The sequence below is a fragment of the Jiella soli genome, from assembly GCF_020615385.1.
Classification (GTDB): Bacteria; Pseudomonadota; Alphaproteobacteria; order Rhizobiales; family Rhizobiaceae; genus VKMB-3413.
Genome location: NZ_JAJAVB010000013.1, coordinates 39,140 through 54,220, shown reverse-complemented (window position 1 = coordinate 54,220; position 15,081 = coordinate 39,140). Strand labels below are relative to the sequence as shown.

14 protein-coding genes are annotated in these 15,081 nt (G+C 67.8%); 6 read left to right on the top strand and 8 right to left on the bottom strand.

The annotated features are described in order from the left end of the window. Nucleotides 1-156 precede the first annotated feature (156 nt). Entirely contained in the window at nt 157-897 is a 741-nt protein-coding gene (locus tag LH400_RS07475; RefSeq protein ID WP_229152046.1) for a L,D-transpeptidase, read from the bottom strand. Nucleotides 898-1,130: 233 nt separating this feature from the next. Between LH400_RS07475 and cueR the strand changes: the two genes are divergently transcribed. Together cueR and LH400_RS07465 are read left to right on the top strand one after the other, a co-directional pair. Continuing rightward, nucleotides 1,131-1,529, top strand: coding sequence for a Cu(I)-responsive transcriptional regulator (gene cueR / locus LH400_RS07470; protein WP_229152045.1), 399 nt, complete (start codon nt 1,131-1,133; stop codon nt 1,527-1,529). Nucleotides 1,530-1,675: 146 nt separating this feature from the next. Further along, nucleotides 1,676-2,164 carry an MmcB family DNA repair protein gene (locus tag LH400_RS07465; protein ID WP_229152044.1) on the top strand — a complete coding sequence of 163 codons (489 nt, stop codon included), beginning with the start codon at nt 1,676-1,678 and terminating at the stop codon, nt 2,162-2,164. A 138-nt stretch (nt 2,165-2,302) separates the two neighbouring features. Here LH400_RS07465 and LH400_RS07460 read toward each other — a convergent pair whose 3' ends face one another. Further along, nucleotides 2,303-2,851, bottom strand: a complete 549-nt coding sequence (locus tag LH400_RS07460; RefSeq protein ID WP_229152067.1) for an ActR/PrrA/RegA family redox response regulator transcription factor — start codon at nt 2,849-2,851, stop codon at nt 2,303-2,305. 173 nt (nt 2,852-3,024) lie between these two features. Beyond that, a complete protein-coding gene (locus LH400_RS07455) occupies nt 3,025-4,368 on the bottom strand; it encodes an ActS/PrrB/RegB family redox-sensitive histidine kinase (RefSeq protein WP_229152043.1) in 1,344 nt (447 codons plus the stop codon). A 186-nt stretch (nt 4,369-4,554) separates the two neighbouring features. Here LH400_RS07455 and LH400_RS07450 point away from each other — a divergent pair, with 186 nt between their 5' ends. Beyond that, nucleotides 4,555-5,049 (top strand): DUF892 family protein, encoded by a 495-nt coding sequence (locus tag LH400_RS07450; protein WP_229152042.1) that lies wholly within the window; start codon nt 4,555-4,557, stop codon nt 5,047-5,049. Nucleotides 5,050-5,230: 181 nt separating this feature from the next. Here the strand turns inward: LH400_RS07450 and hrpB are convergent, their stop codons facing one another. From hrpB to LH400_RS07425, 5 genes are all read right to left on the bottom strand, one after another. After that, the gene (gene hrpB / locus LH400_RS07445; RefSeq protein WP_229152041.1) at nt 5,231-7,708 is read right to left on the bottom strand and encodes an ATP-dependent helicase HrpB; all 2,478 of its coding nucleotides are present in this window, start codon (nt 7,706-7,708) and stop codon (nt 5,231-5,233) included. Next, nucleotides 7,705-8,388, bottom strand: coding sequence for an ATP-binding cassette domain-containing protein (locus LH400_RS07440; protein ID WP_229152040.1), 684 nt, complete (start codon nt 8,386-8,388; stop codon nt 7,705-7,707). Before LH400_RS07440 ends, hrpB begins: the two co-directional genes overlap by 4 nt. Beyond that, on the bottom strand, nt 8,385-10,130 hold the full coding sequence (locus LH400_RS07435; protein WP_370638349.1) for an ABC transporter permease: 1,746 nt from the start codon (nt 10,128-10,130) through the stop codon (nt 8,385-8,387). The genes LH400_RS07440 and LH400_RS07435 overlap by 4 nt, the downstream gene beginning before the upstream one ends. Before the next feature lie 20 nt (nt 10,131-10,150). Continuing rightward, a complete protein-coding gene (locus tag LH400_RS07430; RefSeq protein ID WP_229152039.1) occupies nt 10,151-10,501 on the bottom strand; it encodes an HVO_A0114 family putative DNA-binding protein in 351 nt (116 codons plus the stop codon). A 93-nt stretch (nt 10,502-10,594) separates the two neighbouring features. Continuing rightward, nucleotides 10,595-11,785, bottom strand: coding sequence for an ABC transporter substrate-binding protein (locus LH400_RS07425; protein ID WP_229152065.1), 1,191 nt, complete (start codon nt 11,783-11,785; stop codon nt 10,595-10,597). A gap of 214 nt (nt 11,786-11,999) precedes the next feature. On the opposite strand from LH400_RS07425, the gene LH400_RS07420 reads away from it, so the two are divergent. From LH400_RS07420 to LH400_RS07410, 3 genes are all read left to right on the top strand, one after another. After that, nucleotides 12,000-12,755, top strand: coding sequence for an SDR family NAD(P)-dependent oxidoreductase (locus LH400_RS07420; protein WP_229152038.1), 756 nt, complete (start codon nt 12,000-12,002; stop codon nt 12,753-12,755). A 114-nt stretch (nt 12,756-12,869) separates the two neighbouring features. Beyond that, nucleotides 12,870-13,853: an aldo/keto reductase gene (locus tag LH400_RS07415; RefSeq protein WP_229152037.1), complete on the top strand. Its 984-nt coding sequence runs from the start codon at nt 12,870-12,872 to the stop codon at nt 13,851-13,853. Between the two features lie 118 nt (nt 13,854-13,971). Continuing rightward, entirely contained in the window at nt 13,972-15,081 is a 1,110-nt protein-coding gene (locus LH400_RS07410; protein ID WP_229152036.1) for an S-(hydroxymethyl)glutathione dehydrogenase/class III alcohol dehydrogenase, read from the top strand.

Below are 15,081 nucleotides of genomic sequence, written 5' to 3'. Positions count from 1 at the left end.
GCAGAGGCCGGCCACCGGCACGGCCACCTTGCTCCTCGCCCCAAACAAAAAGGCCGGATGCTTCCCCCGAAGCATCCGGCCGCGGCGTCCCCCGCCGTGAGATGATTTGGCGCTGCCGGTCGCGGCCGGCAGTCTTCGAGGGTCCCTCGCCGCGCCTCAGCGCTTGGCGAGACGCTCGTTGCCCTGCTTGACGATGACTTCCGCGCCCTGCGGAACGCGCTCGTAGAGATCGATGATGTCCTGGTTCATCAGCCGGATGCAGCCCGAAGAGGCGGCCGTCCCGATCGTCCACCATTCCGGCGTGCCATGCAGGCGGAACAGGGTGTCCTTGCCGTTCTGCCAGAGGTAGAGCGCGCGGGCGCCCAGCGGATTGGTGAGGCCCGGCTGCATGCCGTCGCGATACGGCTCGAGCTCCGGCTTGCGGTCGATCATCTCCGCGGGCGGGAACCACTTCGGCCAGTGCTGCTTGTCGTTGATCGTCGCCGATCCCGACCAGGAGAAGCCGGAGCGGCCGACGCCGATGCCATAGCGCATCGCCATGCCGTTCGGCTCGATGACGTAGAGGAAGCGATTCGGCGTATCGACGACCACGGTACCCGGCGTGTATCCGGCACCTTCTGGGTACGAGACCTCCTGGCGCAGGAACTGCGGATCGATCTTCTTGGTCGGGATCGCCGGAAGCGCGAAGCCGTCGTCGGTGATCGCGCCGTAACCGAGCACGCTGGTGGCCGCCACGCTGCCCTCGTTCGGCAGGGTCGTGGGAGCCGTATAGGCCGCCGCCATCTGTGCATCGGCCGCCGGCTTGAGCGAGGCCCGGTTGGACGAACTTGCGCAACCCGCGAAGGCAAGCATGGATACGACGGCAGCACCGACGGATAGAATGGTTTTGATCTTCATCTTTGATGCCACTCAGTGCGATGGTTGAAGGGCTTGCCGTACGGACCCGGCGCAGCCTGTCGCTGGCCATCGGACGCACCCCATCGTTAGGCTGCGAAGGCCGGGCAGGCAACGCCTACATTACGGACCAATATGGTTAAGAAAGGCTTTGTTGCCGCAACATCACAGTTGACGCAGGGCCTGACTGCGACATCTCCGAGGCTTGAGATTGCGACTGGTCCGAGAGGTCGTACATGAACATCGGAGAGGCATCTCGGCTATCGGGGCTGCCACCGAAAACCATCCGCTACTACGAAGAGATCGGGCTCGTGAAGCCCGGGCGGGCGAACAATGGCTATCGCAGCTATGGTGATCGGGACGTCCACATGCTGCGCTTCCTGCAGCGCTCGCGCTCGCTGGGCTTTTCGATCGAGGAGGCGCGGCGGCTGCTCGCGCTCTATGTCGACCCCGGGCGCCGCAGCGAGGACGTCAGGCGGCTGGCGAGCCGGCGCATGGCCGAGATCGACCGGAAGATCGCGGAACTGCAGTCGCTGAAGCGCGCGCTCGCCGACCTCACCGAACAGTGCCAGGGCGGCAAGGGACCGGACTGCCCCATTCTTGAGGAGATCGCCGGCGCCTCCGGCGAAGCTTGAGCAGGATGATGCGCCGCTGCCGGCCCGGTAATGACCCGTAAAGTTTTAGGGGTTCCTGCGGCAGCTGGCCGCGTGTCGCCGATTCGTTTCCGTTTCGTTTCGCAATGTTCTTGCCCCGGCGTGGCGAATTCGGCTACCGGTCGGCCATGCCTCTTGTCTCGCCTTTTCGCAACGAGCCGCTGATCGACGGACGCCAGTCGGAGCGGGCCATGATGGTCCGCCGCGGCGTGCAGCGCCTGATGCTGGCGCGGCGGGTCTCGGTACTGCCCGAGGTGTCGCTTGATTCCGGCCGCCGGGCCGACCTTCTGTGCCTCTCGGAAAAGGGCGCCTTCACGATCGTCGAGATCAAGACCTCGATCGAGGATTTCCGCGCCGACCGGAAATGGCCGATCTACCAGTTGCATTGCGACCAGCTGTATTTCGGCACGCATCCGGGCGTGCCGGCCGAAATCTTCCCCGAAAGCTGCGGGCTGATCGTGTCCGACGGCTACGAGGCGGAGATCCTGCGCGAGGCGCCGGAGGAGAAGATGGCGCCGGCAACGCGCAAGGCCCTCACCCTGCGCTTCGCGCGTCTTTCGGCCGACCGCCTGCTTCAGGCCGAATGGGCGGCCAATCCGGGGCCGTCGGAACTCTGACAGATACCCGGTGCCCGGCGTCGTCTGTCCGGCGGCGTGCCTGCGACATTTCGATCTTCGTTCGGCAGTTCGGGTCCATCGGGCGCGCCCACGGGCTGCGGTGTCCCCCACTCTCTCGAAGACGGCGAGGAGCCGAAATCAGCGCGGGGCCCGCTTGGCGAGGATGCGCTGCAGGGTGCGCCGGTGCATGGACAGCCTGCGCGCGGTCTCCGAGACGTTCCGGTCGCACAGCTCGTAGATGCGCTGGATGTGCTCCCACCGCACGCGGTCTGCCGACATCGGGTTTTCCGGCGGTTCCGGCCGCTCGTCGGCGTTCCGCAGCAGCGCGCCGACCACTTCGTCGGCATCGGCCGGCTTGGCGAGATAGTCGATCGCCCCGAGCTTCACGGCGGTGACCGCCGTCGCGATATTGCCGTAGCCGGTCAGCACCACCACCCGCGCATCGGGACGGGCCCGCTGCAAGGCTTCGATCACGTCGAGACCGTTGCCGTCCAGGAGCCTCATGTCGACGACCGCATGCGCGGGAGCAAGGCTTTGAAGCGCCTCCAGTCCCTCGGCCACACTCTCGGCCGTCCTCACCGCAAAGCCGCGCTGTTCCAGCGCCCGGCTCATGCGTTGAAGGAATGGGCGATCATCGTCGACCAGAAGCAGCGTCGCGTCCTCGACGGGCAGCTTCGCGACGCTCATCTCGGCCGGGTGTTCCATCAGCATATCTGTCATCCTTCCTTTACGAGAAAGATGGCGCCATGGGGTTGTCACTTCTACCTGGTACAAGCCCGCTCACGCGAAAGGTGAACGTGGCGTGATCATCGTGCCATAGCGTTTGCCGGTGGGTGCGCACGCCGGGACACCGAAGCCGGTCAGTCGCGGCTCGGCGAACGGCTGGAGAGATAGACGTCGAGCGGCCAGGTGATGGTCACGGATGCGCCCCCGACATTTCCCCCGCGATTCGAGAAGGCGATGGTCGCACCGGAGCGTTCGAGAAGCGTCTTGGCGATGAAGAGGCCGAGACCGAGACCGCCGCCGCGCCTGTCCGTCGGCTCGCGATCCGACATGTAGGGATCGCCGATGCGCGCCAGCACTTCGGGAGAAAATCCCGGCCCGTCGTCGAGGATGCTGATTCTGACGACCTCCTCGTCCCATCCGGTCCGTATGATCACCGTCGACCCCGCGAAGTCGACGGCGTTCTCGACGATGTTTCCGAGCCCGTAGACGATCCCGGCATTGCGCCGGGCGACGGGCTCCGGCCCGTCGCGCTCGACGGCCTCCACCTCGAGCGCGATGCCGAAATTGCGGTGCGGCTCGGCGACTTCGTCGATCAGCGACAGAAGCGGCAGGCGCGCCAGATGCGATTCGCTGGAGGAGGAGAGCGAACTCAGCCGCCTCAGAATGGCCCGGCATCGTTCCGACTGCTCGACCAGGAGATCGACGTCCTCGCGCATCGCGCTGCTTTTGCCGACGGAGCGATCCATGTCCTTGGCGACGAGGGCGATGGTGGCGAGGGGCGTGCCGAGTTCATGCGCGGCCGCCGCGGCAAGCCCGTCGAGCGCAGAGATGTGCTGCTCGCGCTGCAGGACGAGTTCGGTGGCGCTGAGGGCGTCGGCCAGAGCCCGCGCCTCCGCCGCGACCCGGTAGATGTAGATGGCCGAGAAGACGAGCGTCGTCACGATCGCGAACCACAGCCCGCCGACATAGCTCGGCGGCAGCCAGAAGAAGTCGCCGGTCGGCCAGGGCAGCGGCATGTGGAAGAAGGCGAGGATGGTGGTGGTCAACACGGCGAGCACGCTGAGCGCGACGACGGTCAGCGGCGGCTGTGTCGCCGAGGCGATGATCGCGGGAACCACCAGGAACACCATGAACGGATTGTGAATGCCGCCGGTGAGGTACATCAGCCCCGAAGGCTGCAGGATGTCGAATGTGAGGACGGCGGCGGCGGCCGTGGAACTCAGCCGCTGGCTCGCGGCGTACTGGGTCGAAAGATAGAGGTTGAGCGCCACCGACACGGCGATCAGCGCAAGGCAGGCCCCGATCGGAAACGGCCACCACAGACCCCAGGCGACGAACACGCAGGCCGCCGTCTGGCCCGCCACAGACAGCCAGCGCAGCCGCACGAGCGTCGCCAGGCGAAGGCGCTGGCTCTCGCGCATCACCGTCACGAAGGCCGGAAGCTTCAGCCCGAAGCCGCTGTCTGTCGCCTGATCCATGCGCGACACCTACCCCTGGCGCGGCATCCGGGAAAGAGGGCAAGGCAGCGCAGGCAACCGCAGCCGGCGCGGACGGTCTCGGGAGCGAAAGCCTTCCCCCCGCGTTCACCTTTCGATCAGCGCGGACAGAGCCGGCATCGCCGGCTTGCACTGTTGCCGCGAGGAAACGAACAAAGGAGTGAGACCATGGCGCTTGCCAATCTCAAGGACATCTACATCGACCAGCTTCAGGACATCTACAGCGCAGATGGCCAGGCCGCCAAGGCGACGCGGGAACTTGCCGGCGCGGCCCATGACAACGACCTGAAGGAGGCGCTGGAAGCCGGCGTGAAGGGCATCGAACAGGGCATGAAGACCCTGTCGGAGATCATCACCGGCCATGGCGCGAGCGCGACGGATGAATTCTGCCGCGGCATGGAGGGTCTGGTGAAGGAAGCCCGCGCGCACGGCATCGAGGCCGACATTTCCGATCCGGACGCGCGCGACGCGATGATCATCACCCAGTATCAGCGCATGGCCCATTACGGTATCGCCGGCTATGGCTGCCTCGTCGCCTTCGCCAAGCGCCTCGGCCTCGACGATGATGCGACGAAGCTGCAGAAGTGCCTCGACGCCACCTATCACGGCGACGACACGATGACGCAGATCGCCACCGGCGGGATCAACCGCGCCGCGGCCTGATCCAAAATCCGTCAACAGCGAAGATATTGCGGCCGCCGGGCACTCCCGGCGGCCGCATTCATTCGCATTCCAGGCGTGACGATCGAGGATCGGCAATAGCTCGGCCCCGCCCTCTTCCGAAGATCGGACCGGCTGCGGACATGGCGGTCGGCAAATCGTGATCCCCGATCCCGCCCGAGCGCTATTTTCGCGGCTTCGCCCGCGCCGTCGCGGCCGCACTTGCCGGGTCCTCCGGCCAGACATGCTTGGGATAGCGACCTCTGAGATCCGCCCTCACATCCGACCAGGAGCCGGCCCAGAAGCCCGGGAGGTCGCGTGTGATTTGGATCGGCCGGTGGGCCGGGGACAGGAGCTCCACCGTCAGCTTGAGCCGGCCCTCCGCGATCGCCGGGTGTTCGGTAAGGCCGAACAGTTCCTGCACCCGGATCGAGAGTACCGGCTGGTCCTCCTCGTAGCGGATCGGCACGCGCGAGCCGGACGGCGCGTCGAAATGCGAGGGTGCAAGCTGTTCGATCCGGCCGCTCAGCCCGCCCGGAACGAGTCCCTGCAGCGCTTGTGCCATCTGCCCGGGCTCGATGGAGGACAGGCTGGTGACGCCTGGGATATAGGGCATCAGCCAGTCCTCCAGCCCGGCGAGCAGCGCTTCGTCCGACAGGTCCGGCCAGGGCGGCCCATAGGCCTTGGCAAGAAAGCGCAGCCTGCGCAGGAGCCGCTCGCCCTCCTTGCCGAGGGGAAGCGCCCGCAGCCCGAGGTCGCGGATGCCCTCGATCAGCGCGCGCTCGGCCCCCGGACCGGAGGGGGTGGGCAGCGGCGTTTCGGAAAGGACGGCGCGGCCGAGCCGGGTCAGTCTTCGGGCCCGGACCGCGCGGCTCGCACGATCGAAGGCGAGGATGTCCTCGCTCACGCCGCGGGCGTCCAGAATGCGCTCCAACGCCTCCGCCGACAGCGCGGCTGCCGACAGGATGCGCCCGGCGCGCGCCTGCCCCTGGAGTTCCGCCACCACGATCGCCTTTTCCCGCGCGAGCGATGCGGTCTCGTCGAGGACGCCGCCCCGGCCGTTGGCGAGAACGAAGCTGCCGCGCGCGCCGCGCGCCACCGCGACCCGATCGGGATAGGCGAGCGCCAGCATGGCACCGGGATCGCCCGCAGTCTCGGCCGCTGCGATGCCGGCCTCCCGGGCGGCGTTCGTCGCCGTCTCGGCGATTCGCCGGACAAGCCCCCTCGCCACCTCGGCGCGCGGGCTTTTCTCGCCGCGGAACCGGCGCAGCCGCTCGGCGAGGTCGCCGTCCAGGCCGCCGAGACCGCGTTCGGTCAAGAGCACCGCCAGCATCGCCGCGCTCCGCCGATCCTCGGGCGCGGCCCCGACGACCATGCGAGCCAGGCGCGGCGGCAGGGGCAGCGCCCGCATGGCGGATCCGGTCGCCGTCAGCCGCCCATCCGCGTCGAGCGCTTCCATCTCCACGAGCAGGGCGCGCGCCTCGGCGACGGCAGCACTCGGCGGCGGATCGAGGAAGGCGAGGTCGGCAGGTTCGCCGACGCCCCAGGCGGCGCAGTCCAGCACCAGGCCCGAAAGGTCGGTCGCCAGGATCTCCGGCTGGTCGAAAGGTTCGAGCGCCGCCGTCTGCTCGGCACGCCAGAGGCGGATCGCCGTGCCCGGGGCCGTGCGGCCGGCTCGGCCAGCCCGTTGATCGGCCGATGCGCGCGACACGCGCACCGTCTCCAGCCGCGACAGGCCGGTCGACGGCTCGAAGACCGGCTGGCGCTTCAGCCCGCTGTCGACGACGACCGAAACGCCGTCAATCGTGAGCGACGTCTCGGCGATCGACGTCGCCAGCACGATCTTGCGCGTGCCGGCCGGCGGGGGCCTGACGGCGAGATCCTGCGCCTTGCCGTCCATGGCGCCGTAGAGCGGTGCGACCGTCACGTTCGCCGGGACCACCGGCACCAGACGCTCGGCGACCCGCTCGATTTCGCGCTGGCCCGGCAGGAAGACGAGGAGGCTGCCAGTATCCTCCACCAGAGCCTCCCGCACCGCCGCAGAGACCGCATCCTCGACCCGCTCGGTTCCCGGGCGCTCGCGGTAGCGGATGGCGACCGGAAACGCGCGCCCCTGGCTCTCGATCACAGGCGCATCGCCGAGGAGTCTCGCGACCCTCGCGCCGTCCAGCGTCGCCGACATGACGAGCAGCCGCAGGTCCTCGCGCAGCGCCGAGGCGACATCGAGCGCCAGCGCCAGGCCGAAATCGCCGTCCAGCGAGCGCTCGTGGAATTCGTCGAAGAGCACCGCCGAGATACCGGAGAGCTCCGGGTCGGACAGCACCATCCGGGTGAAGACGCCCTCGGTCACGACCTCGATCCGGGTCTTCGCCGAGACCTTGGTGTCGAGGCGCATGCGCCAGCCGACGGTCGCCCCCACCTCCTCGCCGAGGATCTCGGCCATGCGGCGTGCGGCGGCGCGGGCGGCAAGGCGCCGCGGCTCGATCAGCACGATCTTGCCCTTCGCCATGAACGGCGCGGCGAGAAGACGCAGCGGGACCAGCGTGGTCTTGCCGGCGCCCGGCGGCGCGACGAGAACGGCGCGGCCTTTTTCGTCCAGTGCCGCGGCAAGCTCGGCGAGAACCTCGGTGACGGGCAGATCCGGAAGCTTCAAATCGCTCATGCCCCCTCTCCTCTGGCATCACCGTCGGCCGCCTCTGTCCCTTCGATCGTCACGACCGGCCCCCGCGCCGCCTCCGCATCGGCCGGATCATGGGTGACGAGCACGGCCGGGATCGCCCGCTCGGCAATTCGCGCGAAGACGAGATCGCGGATGACCGAGCGCAGCGCCGCGTCGAGGCCGGAGAACGGCTCGTCGAGAAGCAGGGCCTGCGGCTCGGCGAGAAGCGTGCGGGCGAGCGCCACGCGGGCCGCCTGGCCGCCGGACAGCGTCGCCGGATCGCGGTCGAAATGGCCGGACAGGCCGACCTCGGCGAGCATCGCCTCGCAGGCCTCGCGCCGATTCCGGCGGCCGCGCACATGCCGCCCCAGGGCAAAGAGCAGATTGCCGCCGACCGACATGTGCGGAAAGAGCAGCGCGTCCTGGAACAGGAGGCCGATATTCCGTCGCTCGGGAGCAAGGCCGGTGATGTCGCGCCCGTTCAGCCGGACCCTCCCCCTCGCGGCAAAGGCCGGATCGAGAAAACCGGCGATGAAGGCGAAGAGCGTGGACTTGCCGGAGCCGGAGGGTCCCATGACGCTCAGCGTCTCGCCAGGGGCCACCCGCCGGTCGAGCACCAGCAGGATCCGGCCATTCAGCCGGATCTCCACCTCCTCCAGTTCCAGTCCCGTCTTGGCGTTCATTCGGCCCTGATGCCGCGTCGGTTTCGCCAGAGCAAGCGCGGCACGAGGCCCGCCAGAGCGAAAGCGACGAAGGGCAGCAATGTCTGGAGAAGCGCATAGGCGCCGATCACCCGGCGATTGCCGCCCGAGGCGAGCGCCACCGCCTCGGTGGTGATCGTCGGCAGGCGGCCGGCGCCGATAAGGACCGTCGGCAGGTACTGGCCGACGGAGACGGCAAAGCCGATCGCGGCGGCGGTGAGGACGGGGGCGATCAACAGGGGAAGCCGCACCCGCCAGAACGCCGAAAGGCGCGAGCGGCCGAGGCTGACCGCCACCTGCTCGTAGCGCGGATCGAGGGCGAACCAGGGATCTGCGAGCGCCAGCGCCACATAGGGCGCGACGAAGACGAGATGCGTCGCCACCAGGAGCGATAGGGAGGGCGTCAGCCCGGCGGCGAGGATCAGCACCTGGAGGCCGAACACGAAGGCAACCTGCGGCACGATCAGCGGCAGGTAGAGAAGGCCGGCGGCCGAAGGTGAGACGCGCACCCGCCTCCCTGCCCGCGGTCCCACCCCGCCTCTTTGGCCTTCCAGCATCGTGACGACGAGGAGGAGCGCGGCGAGGGCCGCCGCGAGCGCGACAGTAAATGTCGTCCACAGCGGTCCAGTGGCATTCGGCAGCACGCGGCTCCAGGTCGAGAGGCCGAGGCTCGGCGGTACGACATCGGGAAAGCCCCAGAACCCGGCCACCGACCACAGCGCAAGCATGCCAAGGCCGCCAAGGACGGCAAAGCCCGCCAGCGCCACCGGCAGGACGGCCACAGGCCGAACCGCGCGGTCGTCCCGAAAGCGCCGGCCGCCGGAGGCCGCACGGCGGCGCGCGACTTCGGCACATCGCTCAAGCCCGAGCCAGACGAGGATCACCGCAAGCGTGGTCAGACATTGCAGGAGCGCCCCGGCCGAGGCCTCGAAGCGCAGCGACAGGTCGGGATCGTTCATCCAGGCGACGAGCCGCACGGCGAGCGGCGCCGGTGTCGAGGGCCCGAGGATCAGCGCGACGTCGACGACCGAGGAGGAAAATGCCGCGACGGCGATCACCGGCAGGCGGATCTGGCGGTAGACGTCCGGCCAGACGGCGAAGAGGAAACCGGCCATGCGGCCGTAGCCGAGCGAACGCGCCAGCCGCAGCCGCCGCTCCGGGACCGTCTGCGGCAGGGCGGCCAGAGCGACGAGGAGGAGGAACGGCATCTCCTTGACGATCAGCCCGGTCATCATCGCAAGGCCGAGCGGATCGCCGACGATCAGGAGGTCCGGCGGCCGGTCGAAGCCGAACAGGGGTGCGGCGAGGCGGAAGAGAAGGCCGGTCGGCGCGATCAGGAAGGCGAGGCCGAAGGCGCTCGCCGCATGCGGGACGGCCAGGAGCGGCGCAAGGATGCGGCGCGCGAGGCGAAAGCTCCGCGTTCCGAAGGACACGGCAAGGAACAGCGCGACGCCGCAGAGCGCGGCGAGCGTCGTGATAAGACCGCTTGCGAAGGAGAGTGCCACGGACGCCGGCAGCCCCGGTTCCGCGAGGAGCGCCCGCCAGTGTTCGAGCGAAATGCGATCGCCGCCGAGGGCCGGCATGTAGCCGAACGCCGGAAGCGCCGCGCCCATGAGCCCGGCCGCGACCGGCAGGGCAAGGAGGAGCGGGATTGCAGCCGAGTCGAGGCTACCTCGCCGCCGCTGGCGGTCGTGAGCATCACGGCCCTCGCGCTGAAGCGCCACCGGATCGGCAAGGCTGGCGATTACGCCGCCTCGACGGTGAAGTCGACGTGGATGGCGTCATAGGGGAATTCGACGCCGGCCTCGCTGCGATCGATCACGCCGGCCGTCACAAGTGCTGTGACGTCGCCATGCACGGCCTTGACGTCCCGCCCCACCCGCCGCGCGACCTCGCGGATCGATAGGGGTCCCTGCCCCGTCATCGCCTTGAGGATCTCCCAGCACTTGGCCGTCAGCGTCCGCCAGAGGAGCTCCGGCGTCGCAAACCTGATGTGGTTGCCCTGCGGCACCCCGGCGAAGGCGGCTTTCATGCGTCGCGTGACATCGTCTTCGGTCGAGACCGAGATCGTCACAAGGGTCTTCTCATCAGCCATGCCCGCTCCTCGCCTGGCAATCCGCACAAGGAGCGGACCGCCGATCCCGCAGCGTTGTCAACGTCTCCAACACCGCCGCTGCGCCATCTCGGCTCAGCTCCCGTAGCGCGTCTTCCACTCTGTCTCGATGCGGGTCATCCAGGAGGCGTCGGGCTCCGGCAGGACGGGGCCGAGCTCGGACGGCGGCAGGGTCGCTGCGCCGCGATCGAGTTCGGCGAAGGCGTCGCGGTCGGCTTCCGGCAGCTTGTCCATGGCCAGCACCGTAGGGTCGCCCCAATGGCGCGGATCCTCCTTTCGCAGCTGCGCTTCCGGCGAAAGGAGGAAGTTGGCGACGACCATCGCGCCGGCCTTGGCCGAGGAATTGTAGGGAATCGCGACGAAATGCGTGTTGCCGAGCGTGCCGCCGGGAAAGACGAAGGAGCGAACCGTGTCCGGCAGTTCCCCCGCCGCGACCGCCGAGGAGGCCTCGGCCGGATTGAAGGCGAAGATGATCTCCAATTCGCCATCGGCGAGAAGCTGCTTCATCGCCGGATAGTTCTGTGGATAGTCCCGCCCCTGCCGCCAGAGGACCGGGCGGACCGCGTCGAGCCAGGCCCAGAGCGGCTCGGTGACCGCGTCGAAATTCTCGTCCGTCGCCGGCTTCTGGAGGACGGACGGGTCGGCGGTGGTCTCGATCAGCACCTGCTTCAGGAAGCTCGAGCCCATGAAGTCCGGCGGAGCCGGATAGGAGAAGCGGCCGGGATGCGCTTTCGCCCATTCTAGGAGTTCTGCCGCCGATTTCGGCATGTCCGAAACCGCACCGGACCGGGCGGTGTCGGCGAAGAAAACCAGCTTCGCGCTGCCCCACGGGCTCTCCTGGCCCTTGGTGGGCGCGGTGAAGTCGGTGGTGACGCCCGGGTTCGACGTGTCGACATAGCGCCAGTTCGGCAGATCGGTCGCAAAGCCCGGCGCGAGCAGGCCCTCGCTCTGCATGGAGACGAAGTTTTCGCCATTGATCCAGATCAGGTCGACCGAGCCTGCGCTGTCCTTGCCGGCAGCCTTCTCTGCCACCACCTTGGCGACGGCGGTGGCGGTGTCCTCCAGCTTGACGTGCTCCAGCGTGACGTCGAACCGGTCTTTCACTTCACCCGCAACCCACTGGATGTAGTCGTTGATATTCTGCGACCCGCCCCATGCGTCGAAATAGACCGTCTCGCCCCTGGCCGCGGCGAGGACGGCGGGCCAGTCGCCGGGATCGGGCTCGGCAGCCGAAGCGCTTGCGAGAGGTGCCGCAGCGCAGATCATCAAGCTCAGGGCCGCGGCACGAAACGCCGCTTGCGCAAATTGTAGAGTTTTGGAACCCACTTTTCTTCGTCCCCATCTGACAAGGAGGTAAGTGTTGGGGCAGCGATCGTGCTAAAAGCAACAGGATGCGGCTCCGCACGGAACGCCGGTGACCGCAACGTGATCGTTCCGGCCAGTTCTCTCAATGCCGTGTGATGGAAGAAAGACGAAGACGATGTCGGACACGATTCGCGACGAACGCAAGACCCTGGTGCTGACCGGCGCCTCGCGGGGGATCGGCCATGCGACGGTCAAGCGGTTTTCCCGCGAGGGCTGGCGCGTCATCACCTGTTCGCGGCAGGATTTCTCGGACAATTGCCCATGGCCGGCAGGTCCGGAGGACCACATCCGCGTCGACCTCTCCGATCAGGAAGACGTCGGCTACGCCGTCTCCGAGATCCGCCGCCGGCTGGAGGCGAACGGGTCCGAGCTTCACGCGCTCGTCAACAATGCCGGCATCTCGCCGAAGGGCGAGGCCGGAGCGCGGCTCGATTCGATCCGCACGCCCATGCACGTGTGGCGTGACGTCTTCCAGGTGAACTTCTTCGCGCCGATCATCCTCGCCCGCGGCCTGTTCAAGGAGCTGTCGAAGGCGAAGGGCTCGATCGTCAACGTCACCTCGATCGCCGGCGGGCGCGTGCATCCCTTCGCCGGAACCGCCTATGCGACATCCAAGGCGGCCCTCAACTCGCTGACCCGCGAGATGGCCCATGATTTCGGCCCGGCGGGCATCAGGGTGAATGCCATCGCGCCCGGCGAAATCGAGACGGCGATCCTGTCGCCCGGTACCGAGGACATGATCGAGGACATCCCGCTGCGCCGGCTCGGACAGACGGCGGAAGTCGCCGACGTGATCTTCTTCCTCTGCTCCAACCAGGCGTCCTATGTGAACGGGTCGGAACTGCACATCAATGGCGGCCAGCACGTGTGACGGAGCCGGCGCCACCGATGGAGGCCTGTCGCGTTCCGGCCAAGCAATCGCCTCTCGCCGAAGGCTCGGGCCGCGTTAGCTCACTGACATTCCAGATGGAAAGGCGAAAGAGCGATGGAACAGCGCACACTCGGCCGTGACCTGACGGTCTCCGCGATCGGCCTCGGCTGCATGGGCATGTCCGAGTTCTACGGTGCCGGCGACGAGACGGAATCGATCGCCGTGATCCACCGGGCGATCGAACTCGGTGTCACCTTCTTCGACACCGCCGACATGTACGGCGTCGGCCACAACGAGACGCTTCTCGGAGAGGCGCTCGCCGGCAAGCGGAACCGCGTCGTCATCGCCACCAAGTTCGGCAATGTCCGGGGGCCGAACGGCGAACGCCTCGGCATCAGCGGCAAGCCGGACTATGTGAAGAAGGCGTGCGAGGCGAGCCTGAAGCGGCTGAAGGTCGATGTCATCGACCTCTACTACCAGCACCGGGTCGATCCGGAGACGCCGATCGAGGACACGGTCGGCGCGATGGCCGATCTCGTGCGCGAGGGCAAGGTGAAGCATCTCGGCCTGTCGGAGGCGGCGCCCGCGACGATCCGGCGGGCGCATGCGGTCCATCCGATCACCGCGCTGCAGACCGAATATTCGCTCTGGAGCCGCGATCCGGAGGCGGAGATCCTGCCGACCGTGCGCGAACTCGGCATCGGCTTCGTGCCCTATTCGCCGCTCGGCCGCGGCTTCCTCACCGGCCGGTTCAAGTCCGAGGCGGACCTGCCGGACGGCGACTTCCGGAAGGGCTCGCCGCGCTTTTCCGGCGCGAACTTCCAGAAGAATCTCGACCTTGTCGGCGTCGTCGAGGCGATCGCCGAGCGAAAAGGCGTCCGTCCATCGCAGCTCGCGCTCGCCTGGGTGCTCGCCCAGGGTCATGACATCGTGCCGATCCCCGGCACCAAGCACGTCACCTATCTGGAAGAAAACAGCGGCGCGCTCGACCTGAGGCTGACGCGGGAGGAGCTCTCTGAGATCGCCTCGGCCTTCCCGAGCGAGGCCGTCGCCGGCACGCGCTATCCGGAAGCGGGAATGCAGGCGATCAATCTCTGAGGGTGGGGCGCCGGAGCGCGGAGCGAGGCGACGCATCTTCGCCGCGAGCCGATGCGGGATTTGCAGAGCAGCCGGAATTGGCTAGCAAGCCTGCGGGGCACCCGAGGAGAATCGCATCATGAAGACACGCGCCGCCGTCGCGTTCGAAGCCAAGAAGCCGCTGGAAATCGTCGAACTCGACCTCGAAGGTCCCAAGCAGGGCGAAGTCCTGGTCGAGATCATGGCGACGGGCATCTGCCACACCGACGCCTACACGCTGGATGGGCTGGACTCCGAGGGGATCTTTCCCTCGATCCTCGGTCATGAGGGCGCCGGCATCGTGCGCGAGGTCGGCCCGGGCGTCACCTATGTGAAGCCCGGTGACCATGTCATCCCGCTCTACACGCCCGAATGCCGCCAGTGTAAGTCGTGCCTGTCCGGCAAGACCAATCTGTGCACCGCGATCCGCGCGACGCAAGGGCGGGGCGTGATGCCGGACGGGACCTCGCGCTTCTCCTACAAGGGCCAGCCGATCTACCACTACATGGGCTGCTCGACCTTCTCGAACTTCACCGTCCTGCCGGAGATCGCGGTCGCCAAGATCCGCACCGACGCGCCCTTCAAGACCACCTGCTATTGCGGCTGCGGCGTGACCACCGGCGTCGGCGCCGTGGTGAACACCGCCAAGGTCGAGCCCGGCTCCAACGTCGTCGTCTTCGGCCTCGGCGGCATCGGCCTCAACGTCATCCAGGGTGCGAAGCTCGTCGGCGCCAACAAGATCGTCGGCGTCGATCTCAACAACGACAAGAAGGAATGGGGCGAGCGGTTCGGGATGACGCATTTCGTCAACCCGAAGGAAATCGACGGCGACATCGTCCAGCACCTCGTCCAGCTGACCGATGGCGGCGCCGACTACACCTTCGACTGCACGGGCAACACGACCGTGATGCGCCAGGCGCTGGAAGCCTGCCATCGCGGCTGGGGCGTCTCGGTGGTCATCGGCGTGGCGGAAGCCGGCAAGGAGATCTCGACCCGGCCGTTCCAGCTCGTCACCGGCCGCGTCTGGAAGGGGTCGGCCTTCGGCGGCGCGCGCGGACGCACCGATACGCCGAAGATCGTCGACTGGTATATGGACGGCAAGATCCAGATCGACCCGATGATCACGCACACCCTCAGCCTCGAGGAGATCAACAAGGGCTTCGACCTCATGCACGAGGGCAAGTCGATCCGCTCCGTCGTGATCTACTGA

Bases quoted from the DNA above. Each gene is read 5' to 3' on its own strand.
- LH400_RS07475 (WP_229152046.1), bottom strand. From the start codon at position 897: ATGAAGATCAAAACCATTCTATCCGTCGGTGCTGCCGTCGTATCCATG.
- cueR (WP_229152045.1), top strand. From the start codon at position 1,131: ATGAACATCGGAGAGGCATCTCGGCTATCGGGGCTGCCACCGAAAACC.
- LH400_RS07465 (WP_229152044.1), top strand. From the start codon at position 1,676: ATGCCTCTTGTCTCGCCTTTTCGCAACGAGCCGCTGATCGACGGACGC.
- LH400_RS07460 (WP_229152067.1), bottom strand. From the start codon at position 2,851: ATGAGCGTCGCGAAGCTGCCCGTCGAGGACGCGACGCTGCTTCTGGTC.
- LH400_RS07455 (WP_229152043.1), bottom strand. From the start codon at position 4,368: ATGGATCAGGCGACAGACAGCGGCTTCGGGCTGAAGCTTCCGGCCTTC.
- LH400_RS07450 (WP_229152042.1), top strand. From the start codon at position 4,555: ATGGCGCTTGCCAATCTCAAGGACATCTACATCGACCAGCTTCAGGAC.
- hrpB (WP_229152041.1), bottom strand. From the start codon at position 7,708: ATGAGCGATTTGAAGCTTCCGGATCTGCCCGTCACCGAGGTTCTCGCC.
- LH400_RS07440 (WP_229152040.1), bottom strand. From the start codon at position 8,388: ATGAACGCCAAGACGGGACTGGAACTGGAGGAGGTGGAGATCCGGCTG.
- LH400_RS07430 (WP_229152039.1), bottom strand. From the start codon at position 10,501: ATGGCTGATGAGAAGACCCTTGTGACGATCTCGGTCTCGACCGAAGAC.
- LH400_RS07425 (WP_229152065.1), bottom strand. From the start codon at position 11,785: ATGATCTGCGCTGCGGCACCTCTCGCAAGCGCTTCGGCTGCCGAGCCC.
- LH400_RS07420 (WP_229152038.1), top strand. From the start codon at position 12,000: ATGTCGGACACGATTCGCGACGAACGCAAGACCCTGGTGCTGACCGGC.
- LH400_RS07415 (WP_229152037.1), top strand. From the start codon at position 12,870: ATGGAACAGCGCACACTCGGCCGTGACCTGACGGTCTCCGCGATCGGC.
- LH400_RS07410 (WP_229152036.1), top strand. From the start codon at position 13,972: ATGAAGACACGCGCCGCCGTCGCGTTCGAAGCCAAGAAGCCGCTGGAA.